This window comes from Paenibacillus sp. UNC499MF (genome assembly GCF_900107975.1).
Taxonomy (GTDB): domain Bacteria; phylum Bacillota; class Bacilli; order Paenibacillales; family NBRC-103111; genus Paenibacillus_F.
In genome coordinates this window covers 157,525-184,425 of the sequence record NZ_FNVF01000010.1, presented here as the reverse complement: position 1 = coordinate 184,425, position 26,901 = coordinate 157,525, and the positions used below count along the sequence as shown (strand labels likewise).

The following is a 26,901-nucleotide window of genomic DNA, read 5'->3' as shown; positions in this document are numbered from 1 at the left end:
CCGTTGCATAGAAAAAATCCGCAGGGCGTCATGCTCTGCGGAGCTTGGCATGGAGATTTTTAAGACTTCCGGTTCGGCGGATTGAGCAGCAGGGTTAACCCGCCTCCGATCAGAACCAAGGCGACGATAAAGGTTTGGAAGTAGGCAGAGATCGAATACGGCCAGTGCCAATCCGGATAATATCTCCGCAATACGTCGAGCAGTACTTCATTCGTAAGGTAATACAAGCCGACCAGAATAATGAGAAAGCCGATCTTACGCTGGTGCCGCTTGATTCCTTTAAAAATCGGTTTGTCTTCGACATATCCGAATTCCTGCCGGGAAATCAGCTGCAGGGCATCGAAGAAGCTGTAAAACCAGAAGATCGGGATCAGGAACAGGAAGAGCGACAGGCGGAGCACATCCATAATGTAAATGGAAAACAGGAAGCCTGCCATGATCTGAAGCCCTCTCATTTGAAGCCCGAGATACAGGTGGGCGGCACCGGGAAATACGGCCAGAACGGTAGCGATTGTCTTGCTCCGTCTGCCTTCTTGACGGCTTTCGCTGAAGTCGTCGAAGAACGTCCGGTCCGTCAGCTCCAAGCCGGCCTGTTTCTTCTCCAGCTGCCGGATGGCATCAAAAAGAATGTAAATCCAAAGCACGGGCAGCGCGAGCAGGAAGAAGAGAAATTCCGCCGTATGGGTGAGCGATGCTCCGAAGAAAATCACAATCGCTCCTCCGATAAAGAAGGTCATGGCGGAGAGCCCGCGGTACATCATGCCCAGCATGTAATGGCCCAGGCCGGGAATGAAGGACGCCAGGATGATCTTCCGGCGTTCTTCCCTGCGCTGCCATTCGTAGACGGCGGGATTGAATTCCGGAACGGAGCCGGGACCCGGTCCGTGACCATGACCCAGATTGTCGTGGCCCGGGATTCCGTAGTCATGATAGCCGGGTGGCGGGTATGACGGCGTGCTGCCGAGGGTGATAAACATATCGATCATGTTAACGACCCAGCAGGCGGCCGCAAAAAGCAGGAGAATGAGGGCGAAGTCTTTACCGCCATGCCCCTCGACAACGATGAGAAAGGCCAAAGCGACCGGACCGAAGAAACCGGCTCCATACAGAAAGGCCCTGAAAATACGCTTCAAGTACAAATGCCCGAGTCCGGGTATAAACGAGAGCAGCAGAGCGACGGTGTTGGATCTAGGGTTCAAGGGGATGTCCTCCTTTTGGTTTCTGGGCATGCAGAGAATCGAAGAAAGCGAAAGTTTGCTCCATCAGATGATCGGACACCGGCGTGCTGAGCGGTTTCTTCTGTTCGGCTCGGACTACGGAGAACTGGTCCGTCATTTTGCCGAACACGCCGGTAGTCATAAGCAGGAACGTAGCCGCTGCCGCGATGGCGTAATGAGTAAACGCCGTACGTCTCGGAGAGCGGGCTTTCCGGCGTTTTTTCGCTTCCGTCCGGTCCGGTGCACCTTCGGTATCTTCCCGCTTCTGTACAGCTATCGGGACCGCTTCCTGCAGAATCGGCAGGCTGCGGCTTCGGGATAGAATTTGGTCGATCATGCGCTCTGTGTCGGCCTCGTCCGGAAGAGGAAGAGTCGGAGACAAGAATTCCAGGCATTCCGTATACATCTCCAGACAAAGATCACATTCATACAAGTGATCCTCCCAAAGGCCTCTCTGACGATCATCCGTAATTTCTCCGGCAATGTAAAGCTTCCATTCATCCCGGCTTCTATGACTCATTCGAACTCTTCCTCCTTCCAGTGCTGCTTAATCCACTGTTTTGCCCGGTATAGTTTGGATTTGATGGTTTGCACGGTAACTTCCTGCTCATCGGCAATTTGCTGGTACGATTTATCTTCGTAATAGAAAGCGATAATGACTTCTCTATAGTTTTCGGGAAGCTCCTCCAGTTTGCGCATAACAAGCGCCTGAAGCTCTTTGCTTAGCAGGGGATCTTCGGTATCGGACCCGCTCAGGGAGGGAGGGGGCATTGCTTCTTCCATACCGTCGGTCGCCGCTTCCCGCTGGCGGTAAGCTTTGCGTTTGTAATCGATCGCTTTGTTGACGGCCACGCGGGAAATCCAAGCTTTCAAGCCTTTTACCTCGGTTTGGGGGAGGGAGGTATACATCTTGAGAAAGACTTCCTGCATGACGTCTTCCGCATCTTTGGGATGCCGCACGACCGAAAACACTATTTGAAACACGTAATTCCGGTAAGTCCGGACAACCTCTCGAAAGGCTTCCTCATCTCCGGCAAGCATGCCTTGGACAAGCAGTTCCTCTTGCTGCGTTAAAATGTCTTTCTCCCTCCCCTCTCCATCACTATAGACGAAGCGATTTCATTCGAGTTCTGCACTTCCGGTAAAAATATTTTTCCAGGCACAAAAAAACCGCCAGCCGGGCAAGCCAAAGGCGGAATTGATTAAGATTCAAAGCAAGCGCCGGGAGCGGATAAAATACGCGTCCTCGGTTGTCAGCGGGACTTGGACAAACCCCGCCGCGGGACATTCGGGGCTGAATACCCGCCACTCGATATGTTCCCCAGCGAGCTTTCGGATCATTACGCAAGCCTCGTCGAAGGGGCAGATGTCTGCATGAGGAAGAGTTCCCTGCCAAACTCCGAGAGGTACTTGCCTCCACGTTTCCGGCGTTCCGTAAAATTCCGGCTTGCCGGCGTTCAGCCACAGAAGCTGATCGGCTTCCTGCCATTCGTTCAACTCATGAGCCGCGATTAGCACGACACTGCTGCGGGCATGCCGGTACAAGATGCGGATGACCGTTTTGCGCTCGATGGAATCGAGATAGTTAAGAGGCTCATCCAGCAGCAGATAGCGCGGAGATCCGAGCAGCGCCTGGCCGATTGCCAGGCGCTGCTTCATTCCTTGAGAAAGCGATCCGATCCTCTTCCGTTTGACGTCTTCCAGATGCAGCTCACGCAGCAGTTGTTCTCCTTGAGCAGGGTCGGCTCCTTTAAGGAGGCACATGTAATTCATCAGCCGGATGGGCGTCATATCTTCATGAAGTTCCACATCCGTCGGCACATAACCGATCCGGCTGCGGATCTGGGGAAGCTGCTCTTTGACGGTCCCCTCCGTATAACTGATCTCCCCTCCGTCGGGAAAATCAGCGGTAGCCAGCAGACGGAGCAGCGTGGACTTGCCGGCTCCGTTCTTTCCGACGAGCAGGATCAGTCCCGGATCAAGTGTCAGCCGGTCTATATGAAGCCGGATATGGCCTTCGTAGAGACGGACGAGCTGATTAACGCGGATCATGCGGACCGCCATCCCTGCACATTTGAGAGACGCAGGCTTTTCCGGTAGGCCGACAGAAGAAGAAGGACACCCGCCGCGATAAGCACCGCCTGAAGAATCAGCGCCCAGTTCCAGACCGGTCCGGTTAGTTCCCGGCGTAGCCACTCTTCCATGAACAGTTCTACCCCCCAGCCTATAAGAGCGGCCATTATGGCCGATAACATGCCTCGCTTCATCATAAAATAGGCGGTTAAGCCCGTTACGAGCAGAAGCGGTGCAATCCAATCGAAAAGAAAAGGAACCGTTATCCATGATCTTGAGTAGCTCATCGTTGCAAACGTATAGAGAGAGCCAATGAGGCCCAGTACCGCATTCGTTATGAGCAGAACGATTAGACGGCTGAACATGAGAAGCGCGGGGGGATAGGGCGTAACGCTCTCGATCATGCGCATCCCTTCGTTCCAGCTTCGGTACTGGTACAGAAAGCCGCAAACGAGCAGAAGCGGGAAAGCCAGCGAATAAGACGAGCGGCCCGGCAGGGAGCCTGCTATGGTGTAGGGCGAGTTAAGCAGCAGCAGCATGGCAAAGAGCAGCAGACTAAGCAGCCAGAACCACTTGTTGTACATAAAAAGCTGATGGCGGCAAAGCTTCCACAAAGACGGCCGCAGGTCGGCAGAATATTCAGGCGCGGCTGCACCCGTACTGCTCTCGCGAATGGCATCAAAGTGGCTTTGAAGCCTGCCGAGCAGGCGGGCAGTGTCTATACGATCAGGCGTCTTAACCAGGTATCCGTTCAGCAGGGAGGCTACATCTTTCTCCAACCGGTCAAGCTCTTTATCGTCAGGTTCATACATAAGGGGTTCCCTCCTTGGTCGATTTGCCGTGATTTTCTTTTTGCCCGCCGGCGGTGTCCGTTAAGCTTCCGGCTTTGGAGCCGAGTAGAGCTTTGAGCTTACGAAGGCCGCTGTAAAGGTGGGTTTTCGTCGTACTCAGCGGGATTTGCAGAACCTCTGTAATCTCTTGAAGCTTCAGATCATGAAAGAAACGGAGTATGACGATTTCCTTCTGAACTTCGGGAAGGGAGCCAAGGGCTCCGATAATTTCTTTGCGTGCTTCCTGCCGCTCGTAGATTTCTACAACGGAAGGCTGAAAATCCTGCGCTTCGGGCGGTTCGGCCGTTAATTGCTGCTCGTTTTTGTAAGCAAGGCTCTTCCAATAATCCCGGCATAGATTTAAGGCTACCCGGTACATCCAGGGTCGGATGTGATCGGGGATGATTTGTTTCTGCAGTTGTTTGAGCAGACGCACGAATACTTCCTGGACCATATCCTCCGCTTTGCGGGGATCGTGCAGGGTCCGTTCGAGATAATGCTGAAGCGGGGCATGATAGCGGTGCACAAAAGCCTCGAATGCGGCCTGATCGCCCCGGGCCATAGCTTGGACCAGCTCTTCATCCGTAAGCATGGCTCTCCTCCTTTCTCCGGTCCCGCTTATGCGGCGGCCGGCTGTATTATTCTTCTTCGGAGACAATCCAGCGGCTGCGTTTCCGAGCCGTATAAATCATGAACACGGATAAAATCAGCGCAGCACACAGCAGCGCAAGCCGGTTCGGAAGAAAAAGATCCGGGATCTCTTTAGCCTGCTCCTGAAGATGGACCGTATAAATGGTGAAGTAAGGAAACCAGCTTCCATGTGAAAGGATATCGAGCATCCAGAAGGCAAGCCCCGCAAACAGCCCGGCATACAGCTTCTTGACCGCCAGCATGACCGTAACGGTAAGTGCGGAAACAAACAGCAGAGCTGGTAGCATCTGCATCAGAAGCGGCATAAAGCCGTTTAACGTACGCATGTGAGGCTGACCGTCAGAGCCATAGGGAAACATCAGCGTCGTTACGGCCCCGAATTTTGCCTGATAGGCTGCAAACCATGAGGCTTGATAGCCTGCGCAGACGGCAAGCAGGATCAGCCCTTTACGCATCGGCATCCAAGCCAGGGACAAGGGAAAGGCCGCGTAAATTTCCATGGGCCCGTCAAGCTCGCGATGAAAAAGCGCGGCACAAAGCATGACAACCAGCGGATAGAAGGCAAGCTCTCCATAAAATAACGCATTGCCCGGCTGCTCCGGATCCGAGTTCCACATAGCGAATCCCAGCATAAGCACGTAAAGGAGAGGGAACAAGCCCCATATACTTTTAAACCCTTTGAGGTCCTGCAGCCAAAGGCTCATGAGCCGAACACCTTTGCCCACTCCCTGTTCCAATCATCGAGCGTGACTACCGGGTATCGGAAAGGAGCGTCGGGAGCGCTGAGGCCCTTTTTGTAGAAATAGGCAAGCACTCTCTTCACTTCTTCCGCTTTTCCCGTATCCAGTGCTTCCCGGACTTGAAGGAGAATCGAGTTCTTGATCTGCTGGCCGAGGCCCCGGCCTCCGGGCATCCTATCCTTCGGAAGAAACTGGTCCGAGAATTGAACGCTTCTGATTTGCTCCTCCGTAAGCTGGAGCCCGTCCCTATAGTACAGGTATAAGAACGCAGAGCGGATTTCCATAAAAATGGAAGGTTTGACGGACTCGTCCATGCTGCCGTTCGCATCTCTGGAAACTTCAGCGTAGCTGACCTGGTAGACATCATCCCCGAAAAGGAGAGCATAAGTGGTCCGAATGCGCTGATAATCGTCCAGGTTATGATTTTTCGATTCGTTGATATAATAGCTGCTTCCCGCAACCGCCGATTGATGGCTGTCCGGAGAAATTAGATTCCCGTAAGACAGATACACGATGTTACGCACGGCGCTTAGATTTGTTTTCAGAACAGCTTCATAATAGGCTTTCATCCTCAGGATATCTTTCCAGAATAGGTCGGCTTCCAACCGGTTGCCCGGAGTTGTCTGCAGTTTGAGGCTGCCCTTGGCGTCACTGAACTGAATAAGGTTTCCTGCTAGGAAGGTCAGATGCTTTATACCCTTCTGCTCAAAATGCTGGATGCTCGCGGAACCTTGTTTCTCCGTAATAGAACCGTATATGGGGGTAGAAAACCCTTTAAAAGTGACATCGAAATCGGCCGGCTGCGCCAAAGGCTGGGGTCCGCCGTAGAACAGTTCCTTATTGTGTTCATCGGTAAGGTAGAGCGGTCCGTTATTGGGTAAAGGATACCAGGCGGCCGAGTGGGGCAGGTACAAATAAGGGTCCTTTACGAATGAGATAATCTGCTCCCCCTGCCGCGGCCCGTATGTCCAGTTCAAGCCTTTACTTTTATAAGAGAAGGTAAGAATTTGGCTGCTTTTGGAAGAATCAAAATAACGGCTCTCGACGGAAACCAAATTGCCGCCGCGCTTAAACGGCACAGGCTGATTATCAAGCAACAATTGTTCCACGTGAAAATAATCGTGCAGGGTAAAGGAAACGTCGCCTTGCGGTAAATCGGCAGGATGGAGCGACACTTCTACAGTGGCTTGGAGCCCATCCGGAGAAACAGGAGCCAGCTCCATTTTGTAAGAATTAACGGCAAACTGGGTAATCGTGCGCTGATTATAGACCGATTCTGTCGGAGCATTGCCGAGCTGATCCCGATAAGCCGCAAAATGCGGAGTCCAGAATTTTATATAGGTGTAGTAAGAGCTCGCGGACAGGACGGTAAAAAGGATCAGGGCCGCCGCCCATCTCCCGCGTGTTCCGCTCGGACGGACCCATTTCAGTATGGTAACGCAAACGGTAAGCAGAACCAGGGTGAAGCTGAGCACAAACCATCTGGCCAGCCATGTTTCCCGTTCTTTTATCCAGGGTCCCCATGCCTCATTGCCATAGAAGGAATCCAGCGTCATTCCGCTGAGATGAAACGGCTTCAGTACCCGCAGTTCCAGAATTCCGAGGCGTTCGATAATAAATTGATCGATAAAAAACGTGCCGAAAACCCAGGCGCAGAAGCCGATCAGATATACGATCCGGTTGCGGATGCTGATGGCCAGAAGCATGGCCAGGGCAAGAGTCACCATATAAGACCACTCGTACTGGATTGCAAAAAACGTAAGCTCCTGAACCATGACAGGTCTGCTGATTCCGTAGCGAAGGGCAAAGTATACGTAAACGACCGCCATGGCCGCGGTAAACAAGGAAAGATAGAGAAGCCCGGCCGCATACTTTACGCTGAAAAGAACCGCGGGAGAGACGGGAAGGCCGGCCGTCCACTCGTAGGCGGTTTTGGCGGTATCCCTGCGGATAAGCAGAATACCGAGCAGCATGGCCGCCCCCAAAGTCAGCGTGTGCTTGACCTTATGAAAGTCATAGACATACAAATAAAGATCCTGAGATACGGGCGGAGCGATGCCCGCGAGAGAGTAGACCATCCAGGCTCCGAACAGGAGCGGGAGGACCAGAAGAACGGGATTGCTGCGCAGCAGCCGCAGTTCCAGCGAGAAAGCGCGCAGCCATCTATTCACGCCGGCCACCTCCGATCAGTGCGAGGTAGCCGTCCTCCAGCGTAGGCTTCACGGGAGCGGGATTGCCCGCTGGCGGGGCTGCGGACACGATGCGGCAGAGCATGCCGTGGCCGGTCCGGCGGGCGGTTACGACCTGATGCGGCTCATAGGCCGCAAATTCCCGTTCGCTCAGCTCCGCTTCCCAGACCATGCCCTCGGCGCACTCCTGCAGGCCGGAGAGACTGCCCGCGAAGGCGACGCGGCCCCGGTGCAGCACCGCTACCCGGCTGCAGCTGCTCTCGATGTCCGCGACGATATGCGTGGACAGCAGCACCGTCCGGGTCAGGCTGGAGCGGTTCAGGAGATTGCGGAGGCGGACTCTCTCCTCGGGATCGAGCCCCGCCGTGGGCTCATCCACGATGAGCACCTTGGGGTCCCCGAGGAGAGCCTGCGCAATCCCCAGCCGCTGTTTCATGCCGCCGGAAAAGGTTTTGATCCTGGCGCCCGCCTTCTCGGTCAGATTGACCTGACCCAGAATTTCGCCGATCTGGGATTTGCGCTCGCGGGCGCTTTTGATGCCTTTCATGACGGCCACATAGTCCAGAAATTCGTAGGCTGTGAGCTGCGGGTACAGGTGAAAATACTGGGGGAGATAGCCCGTGATTTTGCGGATATGCTCGGCATCCGACAGCAGGTGCAATCCTCCCACGCGCACAGTACCCTCCGTGGGCTCAAGAAGCGTGGACAAAATACGCATGAGCGTCGTTTTGCCGGCTCCGTTCGGCCCGAGCAGGCCGAACATTTCCTGCCCGATCTCAAGATTAACCCCGGTGAGAGCCGGCTGGTTTTTATATTTTTTAGATAAGTTACGGATCTCGATCATGCGGATCTTCCTTTGTGAAGGTGGTTTACTTTACGCGTATGTACTCTTTCAACGATAAGAGAGGTAAAATAGTTTTGGGCGGTTGATCGATTGCCGGCTTTTAACGGAGTATTTTACGAAAGAGAAGTATTGATCTCCCTTGCCGGTGTGCTATAATATTTAGTATCGAATTGATCTATTTCCGAGTAATCGAGACGTGGCTCAGCTTGGTAGAGCGCTTGCTTCGGGAGCAAGAGGTCGCAGGTTCAAATCCTGTCGTCTCGACCATCCGTTTATTCCCCTGATCAGTCTCATTTTCCGCTATATATACATAACAGACCGCCGAGAGGCGGTCTTTTTAGTATGCCGGGAAAGGTCTGCCGGCCCGTCTCACGAAGAAAAAACTTCTTCAATCGCCAAAATCTATCAAATTATCAATTTACCCCGCCCCCATCATTCGCTAGAATAGAAGAGCGGCATCATAATTCCGATCAAGGAGTGAGGGTATGAGAACTAGAACAGGCAAAATATTGATCGGCGGTTTTTTGACGGCAGCTCTGCTGGCTTCAGGATTGGGCGGTAACAGCCACAAGGCTGCTGCGGCGTCTCAAACGGCGGCCCCTTCCTATAAAGCGGCTTTTAAGGACACCAAGGGGCACTGGGCTGAAGAAACGATCCGCTGGGCGTATGAGCACAAGATGACGGACGGCTATGCCGACGGTACGTTCCGGCCGGACAAGGCCGTTACCGAACCGGAGTTTCTGGCCCTTCTGCTGCGCGCCTATAACAAAGTGGGATCCGGAACGCCGGCAGGCTCGCAATGGTTCGATCCTTATTATACCAAAGCCGCTGTTTATTCATGGCCCGTGCTTAAAAATACAACGTCCCCATATTTGCGGGGCGATGCCGCCAGATTGATTGCGGCTACGCAGGGCAATCTGCTTTCGACCAAAGAGGCGGTTCAGCGTTTGCTGGATCAAGGGTTGTCTCAAGGCAAAACGGACGGAAGCGAAAACGGTTTCCGTCCCGACGACGCTTTAACCCGCGCGGAGGCGCTGAAGTTCCTCCAAAATCTGCTGGGTGTGCAGAGTGACCTCGTTGCGGTTGCTTATACCCCAAACCCTAATAATTCAGACGGTGCCGGCAATGCCGGCACTACAAATACGGGCAGCCTGGCGGATCGGCATTTTGCGATCGAGGGTGCCGCCGTTGGCGACACGGAAGCCGATCTCATCAAACGGCTGGGTGAGCCCGTCCGTAAAGATACGGGAGGCGGCGGACTGACCTGGTACATCTACAACAACAAAGACTATCAGCATTATCTGCAGGCCGGTATCAAGGACGGCCAAGTTGCCGCGTTGTATACGGTTACCGGAAATTGGACGGAAGCGAACGGAATTACGCCGGCTATGAACGAGGAAGCGGTCCGCCAGAAAATGGCGGGTGCCAAAGCCGTTAGCGGCTCGGAGAAGGGAACGGTCTCGTTCGAGTCTGACGGGTTGAATGTCAGCTTCTACTTCGATGCGAACGATAGCGGGAAACTGATCGGCATGCTCGTCCAGGATACGTCCCTATCTGCCGCAAAAAGCAGCTCGGGCACCTTATCCACGCGTAGTGCCGATCAGCGGACCGCCTACGAGAAACAGACGTTCGACCTTACGAACGCGATTCGTGTCCGTTACGGCAAGTCGCCGTTCGTTTGGGACGAGTCCATCGCCTCGACGGCCCGCAAGCACAGCGAAGATATGGCCGTGAACGGGTATTTCGATCATACAAATAAGCAGGGACTTTCTCCTTTCGACAGGATGGAGAAGGACGGGCTGAAGTTCCGGAGTGCGGCGGAGAACATCGCGGCCGGATACTCGGGACCGATTGAAGTGGTGAACGGCTGGATGAATTCCTCGGGACACCGCAAAAACATAATGGGCGATACAACCCGCTTGGGCGTCGGAGTTTACTTCGGCGGCTCCATGAACGTATATTACACACAAAACTTTTATACACCGAGATAACGTAATGTGCATCTCATCTCCTTCGGGAAAACCCGTGGAGCGACGGGTTCCTGGGAGGGAGCCCGTTTTTTGCGGATGGGGCATGCTGCGCCTGGGGCCGGCACAACGGGCGCTTCGCTCGGGGCCCTGCCAAATGAAACCTATCCCCGCCAAACTTCGTCTAAATAAGAGATTTATCGACGGATTGTTTGCTTGGAAACAGAGGGGAACCTATTTCGCAGAAGGATGAGGTTGAAGATGACGCAAACGACGGATTCGAGAAAAAAAGAGAGTCAGCCACGCACTTATCCCCGTAAGGGAATGGGATTAATAAGCGCTTTTTCTTTTCTGCTGCTGATCAGCTTAAGCTGGTGGGCCTGGTCGGCCTGGAAAGGAACGGATACGGTCAATCCCGGTCAGTCCCAGGCCGTCAAGAAAGTGGCCTCGGTTAAAGCGCCCGATTCCGAATACGACGTGATCGTGGCGGGTACGGACCCGGAAGGCATTGCCGCGGCCGTATCGGCGGCACGCAACGGACAGAAGACGCTTCTCGTGGAGAACCGCAGCCGGAATGTTCTGGGCGGCTTATTCACCGAAGGCTGGCTCAACAGCCTGGACAACAGCTTTGCGCCTGACGGAGAAGGAAAATCCGACGCTTCCAAGTTTCTGAACGAGGGAATTTTCCTGGAATGGCGCAAGAAAGTCGAAGGGACTTCCTTTGACATCACAACGGCAGCCAACGCATTCTACGATCTGGTGCGGAAGGAGAAGAAAATCGACCTCCTGATGCAGGCGAAAAGCTTTACGCCAACGGTGGACGGTTCGCAGACCGTAACGGGACTGAGCATCACGACGGCCGACGGCAAAGAACACAAAGTGAGCGCCCGGTCCGTCATCGACGCCACTCAGGACGGAGATGTGGCAGCGGCTGCCGGCGCGCCTTTTACAATCGGACGGCAGGACCTCGGGGATGACAAATCGCTCATGGCTGTTACGCTCGTTTTCCGATTGAAAGGAATGACGGAAGAAATCTGGCAGCAGATGAAAAAGAACGGCGAGAACGACCCGCATCTGCTCCGGGGCATGGGTGCCGATGCGATGAGCGGCTGGGGGTACTCGGCCATGTGGGACTACAAATCGACGAACCCCGAACGGGTTCGCATGCGCGGCTTGAATATCGGCCGCCAGAACGACGGCTCGATTCTGATCAATGCGCTGCAAATATTCGGGGTGAATCCGCTTGACCCCGTTTCCGTCAAAGAAGGAATGGAAATCGGCCGTGCCGAGCTTCCGCATGTTCTGGATTACATGAAAAAAGAATTTCCGGAATTCGGGCCTCTCAAACTGGACGGCTCGGCTCCAGAACTGTACGTCCGGGAAACGCGCCATATGATCGGCGAATACCGGCTTACCATGGCAGATGCGCTGGATAACCGCGACCAGTGGGACAAGATTGCCTACGGCTCCTACAACATCGATATCCAAAGCACGGACGCCAAGTATCGCGGAGATATCGTTTTGAAGCCGATCCAGTATGCCGTTCCTTTCCGGGCGCTGGTCCCTCAGAAAATAAACGGGCTGCTGGTGGTCGGACGCTCGGCGAGCTTCGATTCGCTGCCCCACGGGTCTGCCCGGACCGTTCCGGTCGGAATGGCATCGGGCCAAGCGGCGGGTGCGGCGGCTGCGGTAGCGGCCAAGAACAAGGTCAGCTTCCGTGAGCTGTCTTTGTCGAAGCCGATGGTCACCGAGCTGCAGGAGACCTTGGTGAAGCAGGGAGTGCGGCTGGAGCCTTATAAATTCGCGGCGCCATCGTATACGAAGCACAAAGCTTATGAAGGCTTGAAGGCGGCAGTGAGTCTCGGCATCGCCGCCGGGGGCGAGAAGAACGAGTTCCAGTTAGACGAACCGTCCAACCCTCGGCGGTTCGCAAACCATTTTAACACGATGAAGACGGTGCTCGGCCGGACCTATCCCAAAGCCATAAACGGCAGTGCCGATGCGGCGGTCAAAGGATTGACCAAACCCGGCGATATTGCCTTGACGTGGGATCAGGCGGCCTGGACCATCTCCCAAGCGGTAGGGGCAAAAGTAAGACGGAGCGAGTCGGCCGCTTATGTGCTGGAACAGAAGCTGATCGAGCCCGCTACTTACGAAGGTATCGGGAACAAATCGAAGCTGACCAACGGGGATGCTTATATGCTGCTGCGCGATGTGCTTAAAGCACAGGCCGGGGTCGTTTACCGGTAGTGGAAAGCGCGGCGAAAACGAAATGAGCCTTATTCGGAACCGGTCGTCTTGTGCGGCCGGTTTTATTCTTTTACAAAAATAAATTTATACTAAAACAAGAGAAATGTATCCCTTTAGTCTAGTAGATATCTGCTATAATGATAATAATTGGTAAATGTATGAAGATTATAATTCCATAAGAAAGTGAGCACTTGAATGAGGCAGCTGCGGTCTAGTCCCGTATATCGGCACATTATGCGAAATGGCAAGGCTTATTTATTAACGCTTCTCGTACTCACTATCGTGAACAACTTGTTCTCGGTCGGACAGGATCATATGATTAAAGTGTTTGTGTTCCTGACGACTATTCTATCCGCCGTATTCCTGAGAAAATCAGTTGTGCTGCAGCACATCCTCGCTTCGATAGCCTATATTACCTTGTTTACTCTGCTTCACAACATCGATTATTTCAAACTTCCTTCCATCATGTACACTCTGCTGCTGCTTTATGCTTTCCTGCTTCCCGGTTTGTGGGTGCCGACCATTGTCGGAGCGGGCTTTCTGCTTTTTTTGCTCACCTATTCAAGCACGGTCCAGTTCGACTATCTCCGGGCCAATCTTGTCGGTGTCGTATTTAACACGGTCGTTTATGCCGCTTTAAGCTATTTTTTCAGGCAAATGATCATAGAACGCGACCGGCTTAAAGAAAGCGAGAACCGCTACCGGAGTCTGATCGAGATATGTCCGGAGCCGATTGTGGTTCAGCAGAAGGGCAAGCTCGTCTATGCCAATCCGGCTGCCGTCCAATCACTGGGCGCGGAAGACGTGAACAAGCTTTTAGGGCGGTCGGCCTTGAGGTTTCTCCATCCGGAATCCCGCAAGAATGCTCTGGAGCATGTGAACGAAGTTTTGGAAAAAGGGGTCTCCGCCCGCATGGAGCAGAGGTATGTCCGTCTGGACGGACAGGTAAGAAGCTGCGAACTGGTACTCGTGGCAACCAATTACGGGGGCAAGCCGGCGTGCATGAGCATCGGCAAAGACATTACGGAGCGCAAGAAGGCCGAGGAAAAGATAAATCATATGGCTTACCATGATACCTTAACGGGACTGCCCAACCGCAGTTACCTCAACGAGTGTCTATATATGGCGATCGAGAGAGCGGGACAGACGGGATCGCAATTGGCCGTGCTTTTTCTGGATCTGGACCGGTTTAAAAATATTAACGATACCGTCGGCCATATATACGGAGATCTGCTGCTTAGACAGGTGGCCGAACGGCTGCAGGCATGTCTGGGTCCGTCCGATACCGTATTCAGGCACAGCGGAGACGAATTCGTCATTTTGCTTGAAGGAGTGACGGAAGACGGGGTCTGTGTCCAGGCGCAGGCGGTGCTGGATCAGTTTAAACAGCCTTTCCAGCTGCACGGGCATGAGGTCTATACGACGACAAGCATCGGGATCAGTATTTACCCTCAGGACGGTATGGACCGTGACGTACTGATTAAACATGCGGATATGGCGATGTATCTGTCCAAAGAAAACGGGAAAAACAATTACCAGTTTTACCGCGTACACAACAACCGGCTGGCCCGCAAGCTAAAGCTGGAGAATGGGCTGCGCAGAGCGCTTGAGAAGCAGCTGTTCACTCTTCACTATCAGCCGCAAATTAACCTGGCCAGCGGTGAGATCGTAGGGATGGAAGCCTTGATCCGCTGGATGGATCCGGAACTCGGTGTCGTCACGCCCGGAGAGTTCATTCCGATCGCCGAGGAGACAGGGCTTATCGTGCCTATCGGCAAGTGGGTGCTCCACACAGCCTGTTACCAGTACAAGCAGTGGAGAGAAGCGGGACTGCCTGAAATCCGTCTGGCCGTCAACATCTCCGTAAGACAATTCAAGGATAAGCAGCTCGTCTCAACGATCCAAAGCGTCCTCGAAGAATTCGATATGGACCCCGGGCATCTGGAGCTTGAAATTACCGAGAGCATTATGCAGAATCTGGACCAGTCTCTTGTGATCTTGACCGCATTGAAGAAGATCGGAGTCAAGATTTCGATCGATGATTTCGGAACCGGCTATTCTTCCCTCTTCTTATTGGACAAACTGCCTATCGACCATATTAAAATCGACCGCACCTTTATAGAAGAAATTACGTTCAATGCCAACACGGAAGCTATTGTCCGAACGATCATCGATATGGGCCGGCATTTAAATTTCCAGCTTATCGGAGAAGGCATCGAGCATGAGAGACAGATTCATTTTCTTCAGGAACACCAATGCACGATCGGTCAAGGCTTCTTTATCAGCCCGCCTTTGTCCAGCGAGAAGGCTGGAGAGCTTTTAAGCAGAAGGCAGCCGTTCGTTCAAGTCTGACGGCTTTTCTACAAAGACCAACAAACCCCCGGCCAAGAAGGCACGGGGGTTTGCTTGATCCTATTGATATAAACGCCGAACGTGTGGCGGTTTAAAGCACAACTTCTGCCGGCTTTACGATATAAAGCGGCTTGGTGCTGACCTGGCGCTCAAGCAGCAGGCGGCGGTCGAACAGGGTTCCCGGTTCGCTCGGTTCCACAGCAACCGGAAGCTGAAGCTGTTCGCTGAGAATTGACGCAAAATGCGGGAGCACCCCGGCGTCTTTCCCCTGCCATTCGAACGTAAAATGGAGACCGTCCTGCACGGGCGATACTTTCCAGGCATCCGGCAGATCCGGCAGCGAATACACGGCGTTATGAATGTCCGCCGGTTCCAATATCCGTCCGGATACCTCCAGCCTGTCATGCTGCCGTCCGTAATGGGTCAGTCTGTGTCCGTTTCTTCCACACGGACAGTTGACTTCTTCGAGGGAAATCACGTCCCCGTTTAAGTAACGGAGAAGGGGAGAGCCCTCGTGGGTCAACGTTGTGATCACGGCAAGACCTTTGCCTCCGCCGGGCTCAACCGCAGCCGACAGGTCTTCCTGAAGCACTTCGACGAAGAAATCTTTTTCGGCCACGTGCAGGACGCCGTGTTCGCACATCGCCGCTATGTTGGCCGTTTCTGTAGAGCCGTAGAGGTTGTAAACTGGCACGCCCCATAACTCTTCAATATTCTTGCGGCGCGGCTCGGCAAGAAGTTCCCCCGCGACGCCGATGGCCCGAAGATACGGGAAGTCTTCCCGGCAGCTGAATCCATGCAGCCGCGCGGTTTCCGCCAGTATTTCCATCTCGCGGGGAAGACCCGTCATCACCGTCACGTTCAGCTTGCGCAGCAGCTCGATGATGCGCGGATAAGGCGTCATCGTATTCCGGCTGCTGGCCGGAAGCACGCATGCGCCCGCCTGCCGCGCGGCCTGCTGAACCAGGTGAGCCGGAAGGGACAGTGCGTACGGGAACCGGTTAAGCAGCCGGTCCCCGGGTTTAAGGCGCAAGCCGGAGTCGTTGATCTGACGGCCGCCCGCTTCCAGGTCCCGGACTGTGTACCAGGCCGAGGCCGGCAGTCCGGTCGTCCCGAACGTTTCGAAGTATTGGCAGACTTCCTCCGGCGGCACCGCCAGCAGATTCCAGGGACCGGCTTCGCGAAGCTGGTCTTTGGTCGTCAGCGGCAATTCCCCGATCCGGGAAATATCTCTGATTTCCCGATCGTCCGGGGAAAGATGCTGTCTATAGAAAGGTGATTGTTCCAATCGCTCCATAAGGGCGGTAAATTTCTCGGACACAGGATGTTCCCCCTTAAATGGGTATGGGATCGTGCAGGTCGAAAAATTTAGACCTGAAGAATGCGTTACTGCTCGATAATCAGCTCATCGACCTTCACACCGACATGCCTGCCGGGGTCCATCGTATAGCCCAGCACCTGATCGCCCGGCTTCAATGTTGTAATGTTGATCGGCTGTCCCCCCGTGCCGAATACGCGCACGTGCCAGTCCTCCTGCATAATGACGTTGAGAATTGTCCCGTCTTCCGCCTGGGCTTCGATATAGAGCAGGGGACGCCGCTCGATTTTCACGCGGCCGACCGATACGCGTCTCGCTTTGCCTGATGTGCTGACGACGAGGACTTCCATACCCGATCGCAGGTCGGACAAGTACCAGGTCCGGTTATCCGGTGCCAGCACGTAGGTGTGAAGACTGCCCGCATTGATGCGGAAAGGTCTTGTCGGCATGTAGGGAAGCGGATGGGTCTCGCTGCAGGCAAGAATGCCACCGCAGGAAAAAGAGCCAAGCAGCACTCCTTCATCGAGGCCGAGATAGCTTGTCAGGTCGATGCAGGCGCGGTCGCCCATGCCGACGTGCTCCGTCCGTGTAATGGTCAGCTTCTGGAGCGGCTGGCCGCCTTTTTGTCCCGTTGAAGTGATGACTTCGCCTACCGCATATACTTGGCCTAGATCGCCAGATGCGATCAGGACTCCGTCTGCCCCGCATTCGAGTACGCCGAACACGACTTTCGCCTCGACATCGTCACGTACTTTCATGACTACCTCGGTGCCGAAATTCTGGGCGTCCGCCAGAACGATTTCAAGTGGAATTTTGGTGTCGTCGCGAAATTCAACGATTAGCAGGGACACTTCGTGCGTCATCGCTACAGCGAGCTGTAGAGTCTCAGGGTCCGTTACATTTACACTGGTTCCTATTTTACAGGTGATGGTTTCACGGTTGCGTCTGAACCAGCTGCTGCTGATCACCGACGGTTCCAAAACCAGAATATCGTAGGCTTCGTTTAAAGCCGTCAGCTTATCGGGAGAAGGAGTGCCTTGGACATAGGTGATTTTATCCAAATTCGGAGGAAGCTGCTTCACCTGCTGCTCATTGGCCACGACACCGGTAAATTTCTGGTGGGGCATAGCTTGTACGATGGCGCCCCATTGCTCCGGTGCGGTCAAAGTACTGATATCGAACCACGCGTACTTGCTGCGTACGGACGCGATAGGTTTAGTTTTGGCCTGATTGAGGCTGGAAACGGGAACGGCTGCGCCGCTTGTTTTCGCTTCAGCAGGTTTTTCGGTCGGACGATTGGAATTATCGGATGCTTTCGGATCGATTTCAGGCGTTTCTTTCAGCACTTTGCTCATTTCGCAGATCTCCTCTTGTTATAGTCGAATAACCCGGCGGGCTTTCCCCGCGTCGCGTTCTACGTAATCGACGATTTGAACGTCGCAGGATTGCCGGATACTCGCTTCGATACGCAGTTTTATCTCCTTTAAAAGCCCCGCCCGGTCTACACTGGAGTCGCAAGTTTCGACGAGTACGGAAAGCTCCCCGTTTTCAACGATAAATTGATACCAATTGCCTGTGCCGCTGATTTGCAGGAGCTGCTGTTCAAGATACAGGGGAGAAAAATCCCCGCTGTTGAGGGCGAGCTGATCACCCATACGTCCTCTCAGCTGCAAACGGCGCAGACGGCAGCCGCAAGGGCAGGGACCTTCCTCAATGTAGCCGAGGTCTCCCGTTTTGTACCGGATTACGGGCATGCCGTCGCGCATCAGGGTAGTGAGAACGACTTCGCCGACGATGCCGGGAGCTTGGGGCTCTCCCGTAACAGGATGAATGATTTCGGTATAAGTATGGCCTTCGGCCAAATGGTAGCCTTGGTGCTCCAGGCATTCGATCCCGATCAGACCTACTTCAAGCGAACCGTACCAGGTTGTCACCGGTGAGTTCCAGATCCGTTCGACCCGTTCCCGGAGAGCGGTTGAAGCGCCTTCACCAGTCAAAAACAAATGCTGCAAATTGAAATCGCGATGAAGATCGATTCCTAATTTTTGCGCATGTTCAGCCAGGGTAACGGCGTAAGAAGGAGCAATAATCAAGGTTTGCATATCCCAGGCCAGCATGCACTCGAGAGCCTTATCGGGTTGGGAGTATGCTCCCCCTTTACCGACAGGCAGTACACAGCAGTTCTGCATATATTGAAACACCCGGTGGAATGAGAGTCCGGAAGAACTCATTTCATAGGGTAAGGCGTTGCCGACTACGGTATTTCGCGTATTCTGCATAAGGGATGGGTAGCGGGGAGCCGTATCCAGCCGGTAAAGATCATTCAAAGTATGGCCGATAAAGATCGGCTTGCCTCCGGTTGTACCGGTCGAAGTATGAATATGAGCCAGATCAGGCGAGCAAATGATGCAGCGGGGATCGCTGCGCAAATCCTCCTTAGTCAGGAAAGGCAGTTTGGCAAATAAAGCGGGAGTGGAAGCCTCTTCCGGAGTCAGGCCGGCCATATCCATACGCTGTTTGTAAAATTCATTGGTTTCATACACAAATTGAAGCAAGCTGCGTAAGGCTCTCCGGTGATAAGCATCCACTTCCGCCTGACTCAGGTTCTCTACCGACGTTCCGCGTTCGGTCAGGCTGTTAAGCCACCGGACGTGCGGCTCGAACCGGTCCCCCGCTTTTTGCCCGGACATCAATTCCATTTGGCTTCTTGCTGTTACGGCCACGTGCTTTCCCTCCTTATACGGCGAATATTATAGTCCAAGCAAGCGTGAAATCGTATGATGCAAAATCGTTTCTTTATCCGCATCGGAGATAGGGAGACGGTCGATTTTGACCTTCTCCACGAATGGGTCCGACAAGGGAAACTCGGAACCGAACATAAGCTTGTCGGGACCCGCCAGTTTAACCGCCGTCTGAATGGACAGCGGATTGCCGGTAGACGTTTCCAGGTAAACATTTTCCCTACGGGCGGCTAATTCTATGGCGTCTATGTCTAGCGGGCCGAAACCCATATGGCCGATAACGAAATTAGTACCCGGAAAAGCTTCGGCAAGCGAACCCAGTGCGGCCGTATTCGCTCTTGCTTGGATAACTAGGTGCGTATAGAAGGGGATCCCATAATCTCCGCACAGGGCGGCAAGTTCTTTAACAACGTCTCCCATAAGAGTAACCTCATGGACAAGAGGCGACATTTTGAGTCCCTTGAATCCGTCCCGGCATGCCTTCTCCAAAGAAGCCAGAGCGGCCGGAGCCCCGTCGTTCGGATTAATACAGCAGATTCCGTAAAATTTATCCGGGTATTCACGGATAATCTCCAGTACGGTGTCGTTGGGAGGAGCCGTCAGGATCGGCTTTTCCTCTCCGGTGACGTACCGGGTCATTCGTCTAACGTCCAGCATGCCGCCCGGCACCAGGACGGCCTTGTCTATACCCGCCGTCTTCATATCGTCCAGCAGACGTTCAGGGCTGCTGTAATCCTGCCTCGATATGTGGGCGTGGCTGTCAATGATCATGCGTATTCCTCCCAAGTGTCAAATTGAGCGGCGGCGCTGTCGGGTTCCGTCTGTTTCGCGATAAGCGGCATACGGGAGGCGGCGGCCAAATAAGTCTCGTAGGCTTCCTCCGCGCTGCAGTCCCTATGAACGAGATCTCCGAGTGCGCGGCACATATCATCGGGGCGGGAATCTTCGAAAAGATTCCGGCCTATGCAAAGGCCTTTACCGCCGGCATCGAGCATATCCCTGACTCCCCGGAAAAAAGCGAGCTTGTCGCCTACGGAGCTTCCTCCGGCCATCAGAACGGGGATGGTAAAAGCAGCTACGGCTTCAGCCGCTCTCTGCGGAGTAGCCGGCGTTTGAACTTTAACGAGGTCCGCGCCAAGTTCCCCGGCGATCCGGACCGCATGAGCTATTTTGTTGGTCGCCGCCCGGTCCGAAAGATCTTCATCGGGGACGTTCATCATAGCCAGGACGGGAAGACCCCAGGCATAAGCCTCATCACAGATAAGGCCGAGATCGCGCAGCATTTCATGTTCCTGGGGAACTCCCAGATTAATATGTACGGAAAGGCCGATAGCTCCGATTTGCAGGCCGTGACGGACGGTCGATACGATTTGCTTGCGGGACATATCCGGTGACATTTGAGTAGAAGCCGAGAGATGAAGGATGAATTCGGTTCCCCATGGCGATTCGCTGCTTTCAAGGGCACGGCGGATGGCCCCCTTATGAGCAATGATTGCCTGCAGACGGAAACGGTTGGCCATACGCAGCAAGTCAGGCATGGAGGAGATACCGTTAAGTGGTCCGTAGGTGGTGCCGTGATCTACCGGAAGCATGAAAGAGCGGCCGGATTTCGGATGAAAAATCTTTGAAAGACGCAGCAATTTACTCATACATAGATCTCCTTTCCGATGTAAATGCAAAATAAGAAAGAACCCCATTTTCAGAACCGCACGAAAATAGAAGTGATACCGAACAGGCTAAAAGCGCAAAACCAGTACCGATTGCCGCTAATTATTGTGGACATTTCTAGAAGCGAGGATCTTAAAATTCGTTCTTTCGTCACAGTACGAATAATTCGGAAGATAGGGGCGAAAAGAGGAAATAGGCCAGTAGACGTGAAATGGATTAAATGTAAATAGATCCCTTAACATCCATAACGATCTCTTCAACTATGATTTTACTTTTTTAGACAAAAAAAGTAAATTAAAATTTGGTTAAATTGCTCAAAAACTTTTAAATTAAGTTTTAGTATTTAATCCACCACGGTTTGTCTTTTTGGCGGGGAAGGAAGATAAGCGGGATGAAGCATGAGTTCGGAAACCCTGATTGGAGTAAGGGGTGGAAGGGAGAAAAAACGCTAATCAAGGGTCAATTCCACTTCATGTGAGGGTAGAGAGGATAAAGGCGAATGGAGATATATTTTTAATCTCGGTTAAAATTTGTAATAAATTGTAAAAATAATTTGTCGGTTAGAGGAAAGAAGCCACGGGAATGACGAGACGCAATATCGGAGACCGGTGGATGCCCGATATAATTTTCACTCCGGTAAGGCAGACGGATGTTTATTTAGGCAAAAACAAGTATGTTTCTGCATTAAGTTCGCGAACCAAAAAGAAAAAACCCTTGCGGCACAAGGGTTTGCGAGTCGATATGGAACGCGCCCGAGAGGATTCGAACCTCCGGCCTGCAGTTTAGGAAACTGTCGCTCTATCCTGCTGAGCTACGGGCGCATATACAAATTCCGTTATTTAGTATACCACAGAATGGTTTGAGGGAGGAAGAATCTCCAGGTTAAAACCTTGGAGGATGTCCGGTTACTCCTCTGCCGCCAGCGCCTTTTTCGCTTCTTTGGCCCGGCGGCGCAGTTCCCGGAAGAAGTCGGTCAGCTGGGAAGCGCACTCGGGCTGCAGCACTCCGCTGATCACGTCAACACAGTGGTTGAAGCGTTCTTCCTGCAGCAGGTTCATCAGCGTTCCGGCGCAGCCCGCTTTGGGATCGGGCGTGCCGTAAATCACCTGCGGAACGCGTGACTGGACGATGGCGCCCGCGCACATCGGACACGGTTCCAGCGTAACGTAGAGCCTGCAGTCGAGAAGCCGCCAGGCACCCAGCTTTTCGCTGGCTTCGCGTATCGCGATAATTTCCGCATGAGCGGTAGGATCGAGCGAGGTTTCGCGCAGATTGTGGCCGCGTCCGATGATCTCGCCGCCGTGGACAACAACGGCCCCGATGGGAACCTCCATCAGCGCTTTTGCTTTGTCCGCTTCCAGCATGGCTTCGCGCATCCACTTTTCGTGTTCGGCTTGTATAGGATCGTGAGGTTCATGGTCAAATTGTAAGGTTTCCATAATGTTGTTTCTGCTCCTTGTCCGGCGTATTACGCATAAAGATCAGCCCCAAAAAATAAGGTTATGCCCCGAACGTTTATTCCTTTGTTAACATGTTGTGGATAAAATTGTGGATAACTCTACTCATTTTACCTGAGTAGTGTACCTTAGTCTATCCAAAATAGATATAGTAAGCAAATGATTCACATTTATGAAAAAAATAAATAAGCAGGAAGCGTCAGAGATACCTAATAAAAGAAGAGAGAAGAAACAAGTGCAAACCCGCATGAATACTGAGGAAAATTCAGTTTAGTCGTAAAATTCGGAAAATTCGAACATAAACCAAAAGAGCGATTTTCTTCTGGTTAGGAAGAACAGAAATTATCAAACGTTACCCACAAGTGGATAACGTTTTTCGGTAAATCTTTGTTAACAACTTGTGGATAACAATGTTGACAAGTGATAATTCTGTGGATATTTTGTGACTAACCTATTGAATATACCATGGCTGGATCACGAAAAAAAGAACCCGTTCCCTTAAGTGCCGGGAACGGATTTTTACGACGGGAGTATAACCGGGCCCCGGAAAAGCGGGGAAGGAAGCGTCGGCGCTATCGGGGCTCGTCTGCTTCGTGATAAGCGGCATCCGGTTTGTATTTTCATATCTATCGGGATGAAAGACCCTCGGCAGCGAGTTCTCCGATCAACTTGTTGACGGATGCCACCGGCTTCTCATGGTGCAGATAAACTCTGGGAACCCGTTTTCCGATCAGGCAAACGACCTCGTAATTGATGGTACCCATCAGTCCGGCGAGTTCGTCAACAGGCAGAAACGCATCCTCGGACTGACCGAAAATCGTCACAGGATCGCCTTCCTTGGCATTCTTTACATCCGTTATATCCAGCATCGTCTGGTCCATGCAGACCCTTCCGGCGATTCTGACACGTTTTCCGTGAAGGAGCATATCTCCGCGGTTGGAAAGCAGCCTCGAGAGACCGTCTGCATAACCGGCGGGTATAGTGCCGATGCGTGTCGGCCGTTTGGCGACGAAGGTGCTGCCGTAGCTGACCGGTGTTCCGACCTCGATATCTTTAACCTGAACGAGCCGGGTTTTGAACTGCATCGCCGGCTGAAGAGAGTGAGTGTCACGCGCGGCGGGCGTGGAAGGCAACAAGCCGTACAAGCTGATCCCGACACGGACCATGTCCAGGTGCATGTCGGGATACTGCATCGCGGCGGCGCTGTTGCAGCAGTGGCGCAATTGGATGCCGATACCTGCATCGGACAGGTGATCGACGATGTTCATAAAACGCCGGAACTGCTCCCGGGTGAACGTATCGTCTTCGCTGTCGGCCGTCGCGAAGTGAGTAAAAATCCCCTCGAGTGCCACACCCGGCGTCTGGATGGCTTGACGGGCGAGGCTTAAAGCTTCTTCCTTCGTTCTCACGCCGATCCGGGTCATGCCGGTATCCACTTTGAGATGGATGCGCGCAGGCATTTGGGACGACATCGCGGCGGCTCCGGCAGCCTCCAGCACGTCGGTCGTAAAGACGGTGAGCGTTATGTCTGCTTCAACGGCTTTCTTGACCGAACGGGGAGGCGTATAGCCCAGTACAAGCACGGGTTCCGTGATACCGGCCGCACGCAGCTCCAGCGCCTCGTCCAGCAGAGCGACACCGAGGTACTCCGCGCCCGCACGCAGAGCGGCACGTGCTGTTTCGTACGCTCCGTGGCCGTAACCGTCGGCTTTGACGACCGCCATAAGCTTGCAGCCGCGCCGCAGATTTTTTTTGAACGTATGTGCATTGTGTTCGATCGCGTCTAGCGAAATTTCCGCCCAAGTATCGCGGTAACTGGCAGGATGCATGCAGAATTCGCCTCCAAAACATTTTAACGATAGGTTACCCGAAAAGAGGTAATCCCCCCGAAGCAGCTTCGAGGGGATGAAAGCCGCGGAAACCGCGGTGTTTTTTCATATAGTGTAATTCAGTGCGGTGGATAGTCCGGGACAGATCTGATTTTAGGAAGAAACCGAGATTTTGTCCAGTGCTTTCCCGACCGGGACGTATTCGTAGCCAAGATCGCGGGCAACCGCTTCATACGTAACGGAGCCGCCGGCCACGTTGACGCCAAGCTGAAGAGCGGCGTTGTCTTTTACGGCTTGAAGCACGCCTTTGCCTGCGATTTGCAAGGCATAAGGGAGCGTAACGTTGGTCAGCGCAAGGGTAGATGTACGCGGAACCGCACCCGGCATGTTCGCAACCGCATAGTGAACGACTCCATGCTTCACATAAGTCGGATTGTCGTGCGTCGTGATTTTGTCGACGGTTTCGATGATACCGCCTTGGTCGACAGCCACGTCAACGACTACGGAACCCGGTTTCATGGAAGCGATCATCGCCTCGGAAACCAGTTTAGGCGCTTTGGCACCCGGAATAAGAACGGCGCCGATCACGAGATCAGAAGCCGCAACCGCTTCCGCAATGTTCAGCGGGTTGGACATCAGCGTGTTCACTTGGTTGCCGAACAGGTCGTCCAGCTGGCGAAGGCGCTCAGGGCTAAGGTCGATAATCGTTACGTCCGCGCCCAGACCGACCGCAAGCTTCGCTGCGTTCGTGCCTACGACACCACCACCGATAACGGTTACTTTACCGCGCTGTACGCCCGGAACGCCCGCAAGCAGGATTCCTTTGCCGCCGTGCGGCTTCTCCAGGAACTGAGCGCCGATTTGAGCGGACATGCGTCCGGCCACTTCGCTCATCGGAGTCAGCAGCGGAAGCGTACGGTTTACTTCGACCGTTTCGTAAGCGATAGCCGTTACGCCTTTTGCCGTAAGTGCTTTAGCCAGCTCGGGCTCTGCCGCAAGGTGAAGGTAGGTGAAGAGAATGAGACCTTCGCGGAAGTAGTCGTACTCGGATGCGAGCGGTTCTTTCACTTTCATAATCATGTCCGCTCCGGCCCATACATCTGCCGCCTGATCAAGAAGGGAAGCTCCTGCCGTCAAGTATTCTTCGTTCGTAAAGCCGCTGCCGATTCCGGCATTTTTCTCAACAAGTACTTCATGACCTGCTTTTACAAAAGCCACAACACCCGAAGGAGTTACGGCGACGCGATTTTCGTTATTTTTAATTTCTTTAGGAACACCTATCCGCATAAAAACTGCCTCCTTAGATTAGGAAATCTAAGGCTAGTATAGTTTTGAAAACGCTTTTTTGCTTCGTGCACTTTCGAGAAAAAAGCGCCCGCTTTTTGTGTAAATCCACAAAGCTTGCCATAGAATGCCGAATGACGCTACAATTTTTCGCTTTTCAAATCGAGATACAGGCTCACCTTCTGGTCCATATCTTTCAGGTCGATATCCCCGATTTCGGAAATCCGTTTCAGCCGGTAGTTCAGGGTGTTGGTGTGAACGTGGAGAGCATCGGCCGCGTCTTTGACGTTGCTGTCCTGCAGAAGAAATACTTCCAGTGTATGCAGAAGATTGCCGTTATGCTCCCGGTCGTACTGCCGCAGTTTAAGCAGGGACGGATTGGTGTGGGCGTGAATACGATTTTCCTCGGCCATAAGAGGAAGAAAGCGATAGAAACCCAGATCCCTGTAATGGATAAACCGTTTCGTTTCCTGGGGAAACTGCCGCTTTACCTGAAGAACGGAGAGAGCCTCCCTGTAGCTTTTCTCGACTAGGCCATAGTCTTCATAAATATTGCCGATAGCGGTTTGCCCGGGGGAGACGCCGAACCGATCCTTCATCTGCTGGGCAAAGAGGCGCAGAAACTCCGAGGAATCCGCCGCAAACTGATTGCGGGAAGAAGAGGTCCCAAGCAGCACAAGCTGGGTGCGGTCGACAATATGAAGGGCGATGCGAATCCGCTGAGTCGTGCTGATAAGATAACGAATCTGCTGGGCCCTCTGCTCGCTGATGTCCGAATCGAATTCGACGACCATGACCTGGAAGCAGTCCATGAGAGGAATGCCGAGCTTGTCGGACTTCTGCCGGACGGCGTCGCCTGAGGAAATATGGCCGGTCAGCAGCTGCCAGAAAAAATCCTCAAAGCCTTCCTGCTCCTTGCGTTTCTGCTGCTGAAGCTGCAGCAGCTTGGTTTTGGCCGCGCGGGAGGCGTGCTTAAGCTGAAGGAAATCCGCTTCTTCCAATTGCCGGGCGTCTTCCAGTACCCAAATGTAGCCGAGCACTTCGCGGTTGTTGCGGATCGAAATGGCAATGCGGCGTCCGAGCTTCACATCGTCCAGCGCTTTGATCGGCACGGGGTCCTCGCTGTTCATCAGCCGTTGAATAAATCCCTCACGCCACAGGCTGGCGATAACCTTCTCGGGCACGCGGCGGCCGACTATCGTGGCGATCCGTACGGGATCCGTCTGCGCTTCATGCGTGCTGTAGGCGATAAGACGGTGGTTGGCGTCTTCAATGGTGATGGCGCAGCCGAGCACCTCGCTGATGGTATCCGCCAATGCTTCCAAACTTTCAAAACTTCGGTCGAACGGATTTAATTCATTGCTCATGCAGGTCTTGACTCCATTTCCTTTGGCTTGCGAAGCGGGTTTATTTTATATAAGTAAGGTTCATTTAAAGTCAGTACTTTTATTATAAAACGATTGTGCGAAAAGCCATAGACGGAACGCGACG

At 53.3% G+C, this 26,901-nt stretch carries 21 protein-coding genes and 2 tRNA genes; 4 read left to right on the top strand and 19 right to left on the bottom strand.

Annotated elements, in window-relative coordinates; all coding sequences use genetic code 11:
- Positions 1-59 precede the first annotated feature (59 nt).
- From C4S74_RS19535 to C4S74_RS19495, 9 genes are all read right to left on the bottom strand, one after another.
- A complete protein-coding gene (locus tag C4S74_RS19535; RefSeq protein ID WP_103996956.1) occupies positions 60-1,199 on the bottom strand; it encodes a hypothetical protein in 1,140 nt (379 codons plus the stop codon).
- A complete protein-coding gene (locus C4S74_RS19530) occupies positions 1,189-1,737 on the bottom strand; it encodes a hypothetical protein (protein ID WP_103996955.1) in 549 nt (182 codons plus the stop codon). The genes C4S74_RS19535 and C4S74_RS19530 overlap by 11 nt, the downstream gene beginning before the upstream one ends.
- Positions 1,734-2,258: an RNA polymerase sigma factor gene (locus C4S74_RS19525; protein ID WP_103996954.1), complete on the bottom strand. Its 525-nt coding sequence runs from the start codon at positions 2,256-2,258 to the stop codon at positions 1,734-1,736. Before C4S74_RS19525 ends, C4S74_RS19530 begins: the two co-directional genes overlap by 4 nt.
- 168 nt (positions 2,259-2,426) lie before the next feature.
- Positions 2,427-3,269 (bottom strand): ATP-binding cassette domain-containing protein, encoded by an 843-nt coding sequence (locus C4S74_RS19520; RefSeq protein ID WP_103996953.1) that lies wholly within the window; start codon positions 3,267-3,269, stop codon positions 2,427-2,429.
- A complete protein-coding gene (locus C4S74_RS19515) occupies positions 3,266-4,102 on the bottom strand; it encodes a hypothetical protein (protein ID WP_103996952.1) in 837 nt (278 codons plus the stop codon). The genes C4S74_RS19520 and C4S74_RS19515 overlap by 4 nt, the downstream gene beginning before the upstream one ends.
- Positions 4,095-4,712 carry an RNA polymerase sigma factor gene (locus C4S74_RS19510; RefSeq protein ID WP_103996951.1) on the bottom strand — a complete coding sequence of 206 codons (618 nt, stop codon included), beginning with the start codon at positions 4,710-4,712 and terminating at the stop codon, positions 4,095-4,097. The genes C4S74_RS19515 and C4S74_RS19510 overlap by 8 nt, the downstream gene beginning before the upstream one ends.
- 46 nt (positions 4,713-4,758) lie before the next feature.
- On the bottom strand, positions 4,759-5,475 hold the full coding sequence (locus tag C4S74_RS19505) for a hypothetical protein (RefSeq protein ID WP_258042546.1): 717 nt from the start codon (positions 5,473-5,475) through the stop codon (positions 4,759-4,761).
- Positions 5,472-7,682, bottom strand: a complete 2,211-nt coding sequence (locus C4S74_RS19500) for a hypothetical protein (protein WP_103996949.1) — start codon at positions 7,680-7,682, stop codon at positions 5,472-5,474. The genes C4S74_RS19505 and C4S74_RS19500 overlap by 4 nt, the downstream gene beginning before the upstream one ends.
- Positions 7,675-8,544, bottom strand: coding sequence for an ABC transporter ATP-binding protein (locus C4S74_RS19495; protein ID WP_103996948.1), 870 nt, complete (start codon positions 8,542-8,544; stop codon positions 7,675-7,677). Before C4S74_RS19495 ends, C4S74_RS19500 begins: the two co-directional genes overlap by 8 nt.
- A gap of 190 nt (positions 8,545-8,734) precedes the next feature.
- On the opposite strand from C4S74_RS19495, the gene C4S74_RS19490 reads away from it, so the two are divergent.
- From C4S74_RS19490 to C4S74_RS19475, 4 genes are all read left to right on the top strand, one after another.
- Positions 8,735-8,811, top strand: a tRNA-Pro gene (locus tag C4S74_RS19490).
- A 218-nt stretch (positions 8,812-9,029) separates the two neighbouring features.
- The gene (locus C4S74_RS19485) at positions 9,030-10,535 is read left to right on the top strand and encodes a CAP domain-containing protein (protein ID WP_103996947.1); all 1,506 of its coding nucleotides are present in this window, start codon (positions 9,030-9,032) and stop codon (positions 10,533-10,535) included.
- Positions 10,536-10,772: 237 nt separating this feature from the next.
- Positions 10,773-12,761, top strand: a complete 1,989-nt coding sequence (locus C4S74_RS19480) for an FAD-dependent oxidoreductase (RefSeq protein ID WP_103996946.1) — start codon at positions 10,773-10,775, stop codon at positions 12,759-12,761.
- A gap of 195 nt (positions 12,762-12,956) precedes the next feature.
- Complete coding sequence (locus tag C4S74_RS19475) at positions 12,957-15,113, top strand: EAL domain-containing protein (RefSeq protein WP_103996945.1); 2,157 nt, start codon at positions 12,957-12,959, stop codon at positions 15,111-15,113.
- A gap of 91 nt (positions 15,114-15,204) precedes the next feature.
- Here the strand turns inward: C4S74_RS19475 and C4S74_RS19470 are convergent, their stop codons facing one another.
- The 10 genes from C4S74_RS19470 to C4S74_RS19425 all read right to left on the bottom strand — a co-directional run bounded on the left by C4S74_RS19470 (position 15,205) and on the right by C4S74_RS19425 (position 26,777).
- A complete protein-coding gene (locus C4S74_RS19470; RefSeq protein ID WP_103996944.1) occupies positions 15,205-16,434 on the bottom strand; it encodes a phenylacetate--CoA ligase family protein in 1,230 nt (409 codons plus the stop codon).
- A 65-nt stretch (positions 16,435-16,499) separates the two neighbouring features.
- Positions 16,500-17,786, bottom strand: a complete 1,287-nt coding sequence (locus tag C4S74_RS19465) for a 3-dehydroquinate synthase II family protein (RefSeq protein WP_103996943.1) — start codon at positions 17,784-17,786, stop codon at positions 16,500-16,502.
- An 18-nt stretch (positions 17,787-17,804) separates the two neighbouring features.
- Positions 17,805-19,154, bottom strand: a complete 1,350-nt coding sequence (locus C4S74_RS19460; RefSeq protein ID WP_103996942.1) for a phenylacetate--CoA ligase family protein — start codon at positions 19,152-19,154, stop codon at positions 17,805-17,807.
- A gap of 27 nt (positions 19,155-19,181) precedes the next feature.
- Positions 19,182-19,943: an amidohydrolase family protein gene (locus C4S74_RS19455; RefSeq protein WP_103996941.1), complete on the bottom strand. Its 762-nt coding sequence runs from the start codon at positions 19,941-19,943 to the stop codon at positions 19,182-19,184.
- Positions 19,940-20,821, bottom strand: a complete 882-nt coding sequence (locus C4S74_RS19450; protein WP_103996940.1) for a class I fructose-bisphosphate aldolase — start codon at positions 20,819-20,821, stop codon at positions 19,940-19,942. The genes C4S74_RS19455 and C4S74_RS19450 overlap by 4 nt, the downstream gene beginning before the upstream one ends.
- A gap of 766 nt (positions 20,822-21,587) precedes the next feature.
- Positions 21,588-21,661: transfer RNA gene (locus tag C4S74_RS19445), tRNA-Arg, on the bottom strand.
- Positions 21,662-21,745: 84 nt separating this feature from the next.
- The gene (tadA, locus tag C4S74_RS19440; protein ID WP_103996939.1) at positions 21,746-22,279 is read right to left on the bottom strand and encodes a tRNA adenosine(34) deaminase TadA; all 534 of its coding nucleotides are present in this window, start codon (positions 22,277-22,279) and stop codon (positions 21,746-21,748) included.
- Positions 22,280-22,923: 644 nt separating this feature from the next.
- A complete protein-coding gene (gene alr / locus C4S74_RS19435; RefSeq protein ID WP_103996938.1) occupies positions 22,924-24,126 on the bottom strand; it encodes an alanine racemase in 1,203 nt (400 codons plus the stop codon).
- A 153-nt stretch (positions 24,127-24,279) separates the two neighbouring features.
- The gene (gene ald / locus C4S74_RS19430) at positions 24,280-25,413 is read right to left on the bottom strand and encodes an alanine dehydrogenase (protein ID WP_103996937.1); all 1,134 of its coding nucleotides are present in this window, start codon (positions 25,411-25,413) and stop codon (positions 24,280-24,282) included.
- Between the two features lie 137 nt (positions 25,414-25,550).
- Positions 25,551-26,777 carry a CdaR family transcriptional regulator gene (locus tag C4S74_RS19425; RefSeq protein ID WP_103996936.1) on the bottom strand — a complete coding sequence of 409 codons (1,227 nt, stop codon included), beginning with the start codon at positions 26,775-26,777 and terminating at the stop codon, positions 25,551-25,553.
- Positions 26,778-26,901: the final 124 nt, after the last annotated feature.

Bases quoted from the DNA above. Each gene is read 5' to 3' on its own strand.
- C4S74_RS19450 (WP_103996940.1), bottom strand. From the start codon at position 20,821: ATGAGTAAATTGCTGCGTCTTTCAAAGATTTTTCATCCGAAATCCGGC.
- C4S74_RS19480 (WP_103996946.1), top strand. From the start codon at position 10,773: ATGACGCAAACGACGGATTCGAGAAAAAAAGAGAGTCAGCCACGCACT.
- C4S74_RS19425 (WP_103996936.1), bottom strand. From the start codon at position 26,777: ATGAGCAATGAATTAAATCCGTTCGACCGAAGTTTTGAAAGTTTGGAA.
- C4S74_RS19475 (WP_103996945.1), top strand. From the start codon at position 12,957: ATGAGGCAGCTGCGGTCTAGTCCCGTATATCGGCACATTATGCGAAAT.
- C4S74_RS19455 (WP_103996941.1), bottom strand. From the start codon at position 19,943: ATGATCATTGACAGCCACGCCCACATATCGAGGCAGGATTACAGCAGC.
- ald (WP_103996937.1), bottom strand. From the start codon at position 25,413: ATGCGGATAGGTGTTCCTAAAGAAATTAAAAATAACGAAAATCGCGTC.
- C4S74_RS19515 (WP_103996952.1), bottom strand. From the start codon at position 4,102: ATGTATGAACCTGACGATAAAGAGCTTGACCGGTTGGAGAAAGATGTA.
- C4S74_RS19530 (WP_103996955.1), bottom strand. From the start codon at position 1,737: ATGAGTCATAGAAGCCGGGATGAATGGAAGCTTTACATTGCCGGAGAA.
- C4S74_RS19485 (WP_103996947.1), top strand. From the start codon at position 9,030: ATGAGAACTAGAACAGGCAAAATATTGATCGGCGGTTTTTTGACGGCA.
- C4S74_RS19525 (WP_103996954.1), bottom strand. From the start codon at position 2,258: ATGCTTGCCGGAGATGAGGAAGCCTTTCGAGAGGTTGTCCGGACTTAC.
- C4S74_RS19495 (WP_103996948.1), bottom strand. From the start codon at position 8,544: ATGATCGAGATCCGTAACTTATCTAAAAAATATAAAAACCAGCCGGCT.
- C4S74_RS19505 (WP_258042546.1), bottom strand. From the start codon at position 5,475: ATGAGCCTTTGGCTGCAGGACCTCAAAGGGTTTAAAAGTATATGGGGC.
- C4S74_RS19520 (WP_103996953.1), bottom strand. From the start codon at position 3,269: ATGATCCGCGTTAATCAGCTCGTCCGTCTCTACGAAGGCCATATCCGG.
- C4S74_RS19510 (WP_103996951.1), bottom strand. From the start codon at position 4,712: ATGCTTACGGATGAAGAGCTGGTCCAAGCTATGGCCCGGGGCGATCAG.
- tadA (WP_103996939.1), bottom strand. From the start codon at position 22,279: ATGGAAACCTTACAATTTGACCATGAACCTCACGATCCTATACAAGCC.
- C4S74_RS19465 (WP_103996943.1), bottom strand. From the start codon at position 17,786: ATGAGCAAAGTGCTGAAAGAAACGCCTGAAATCGATCCGAAAGCATCC.
- alr (WP_103996938.1), bottom strand. From the start codon at position 24,126: ATGCATCCTGCCAGTTACCGCGATACTTGGGCGGAAATTTCGCTAGAC.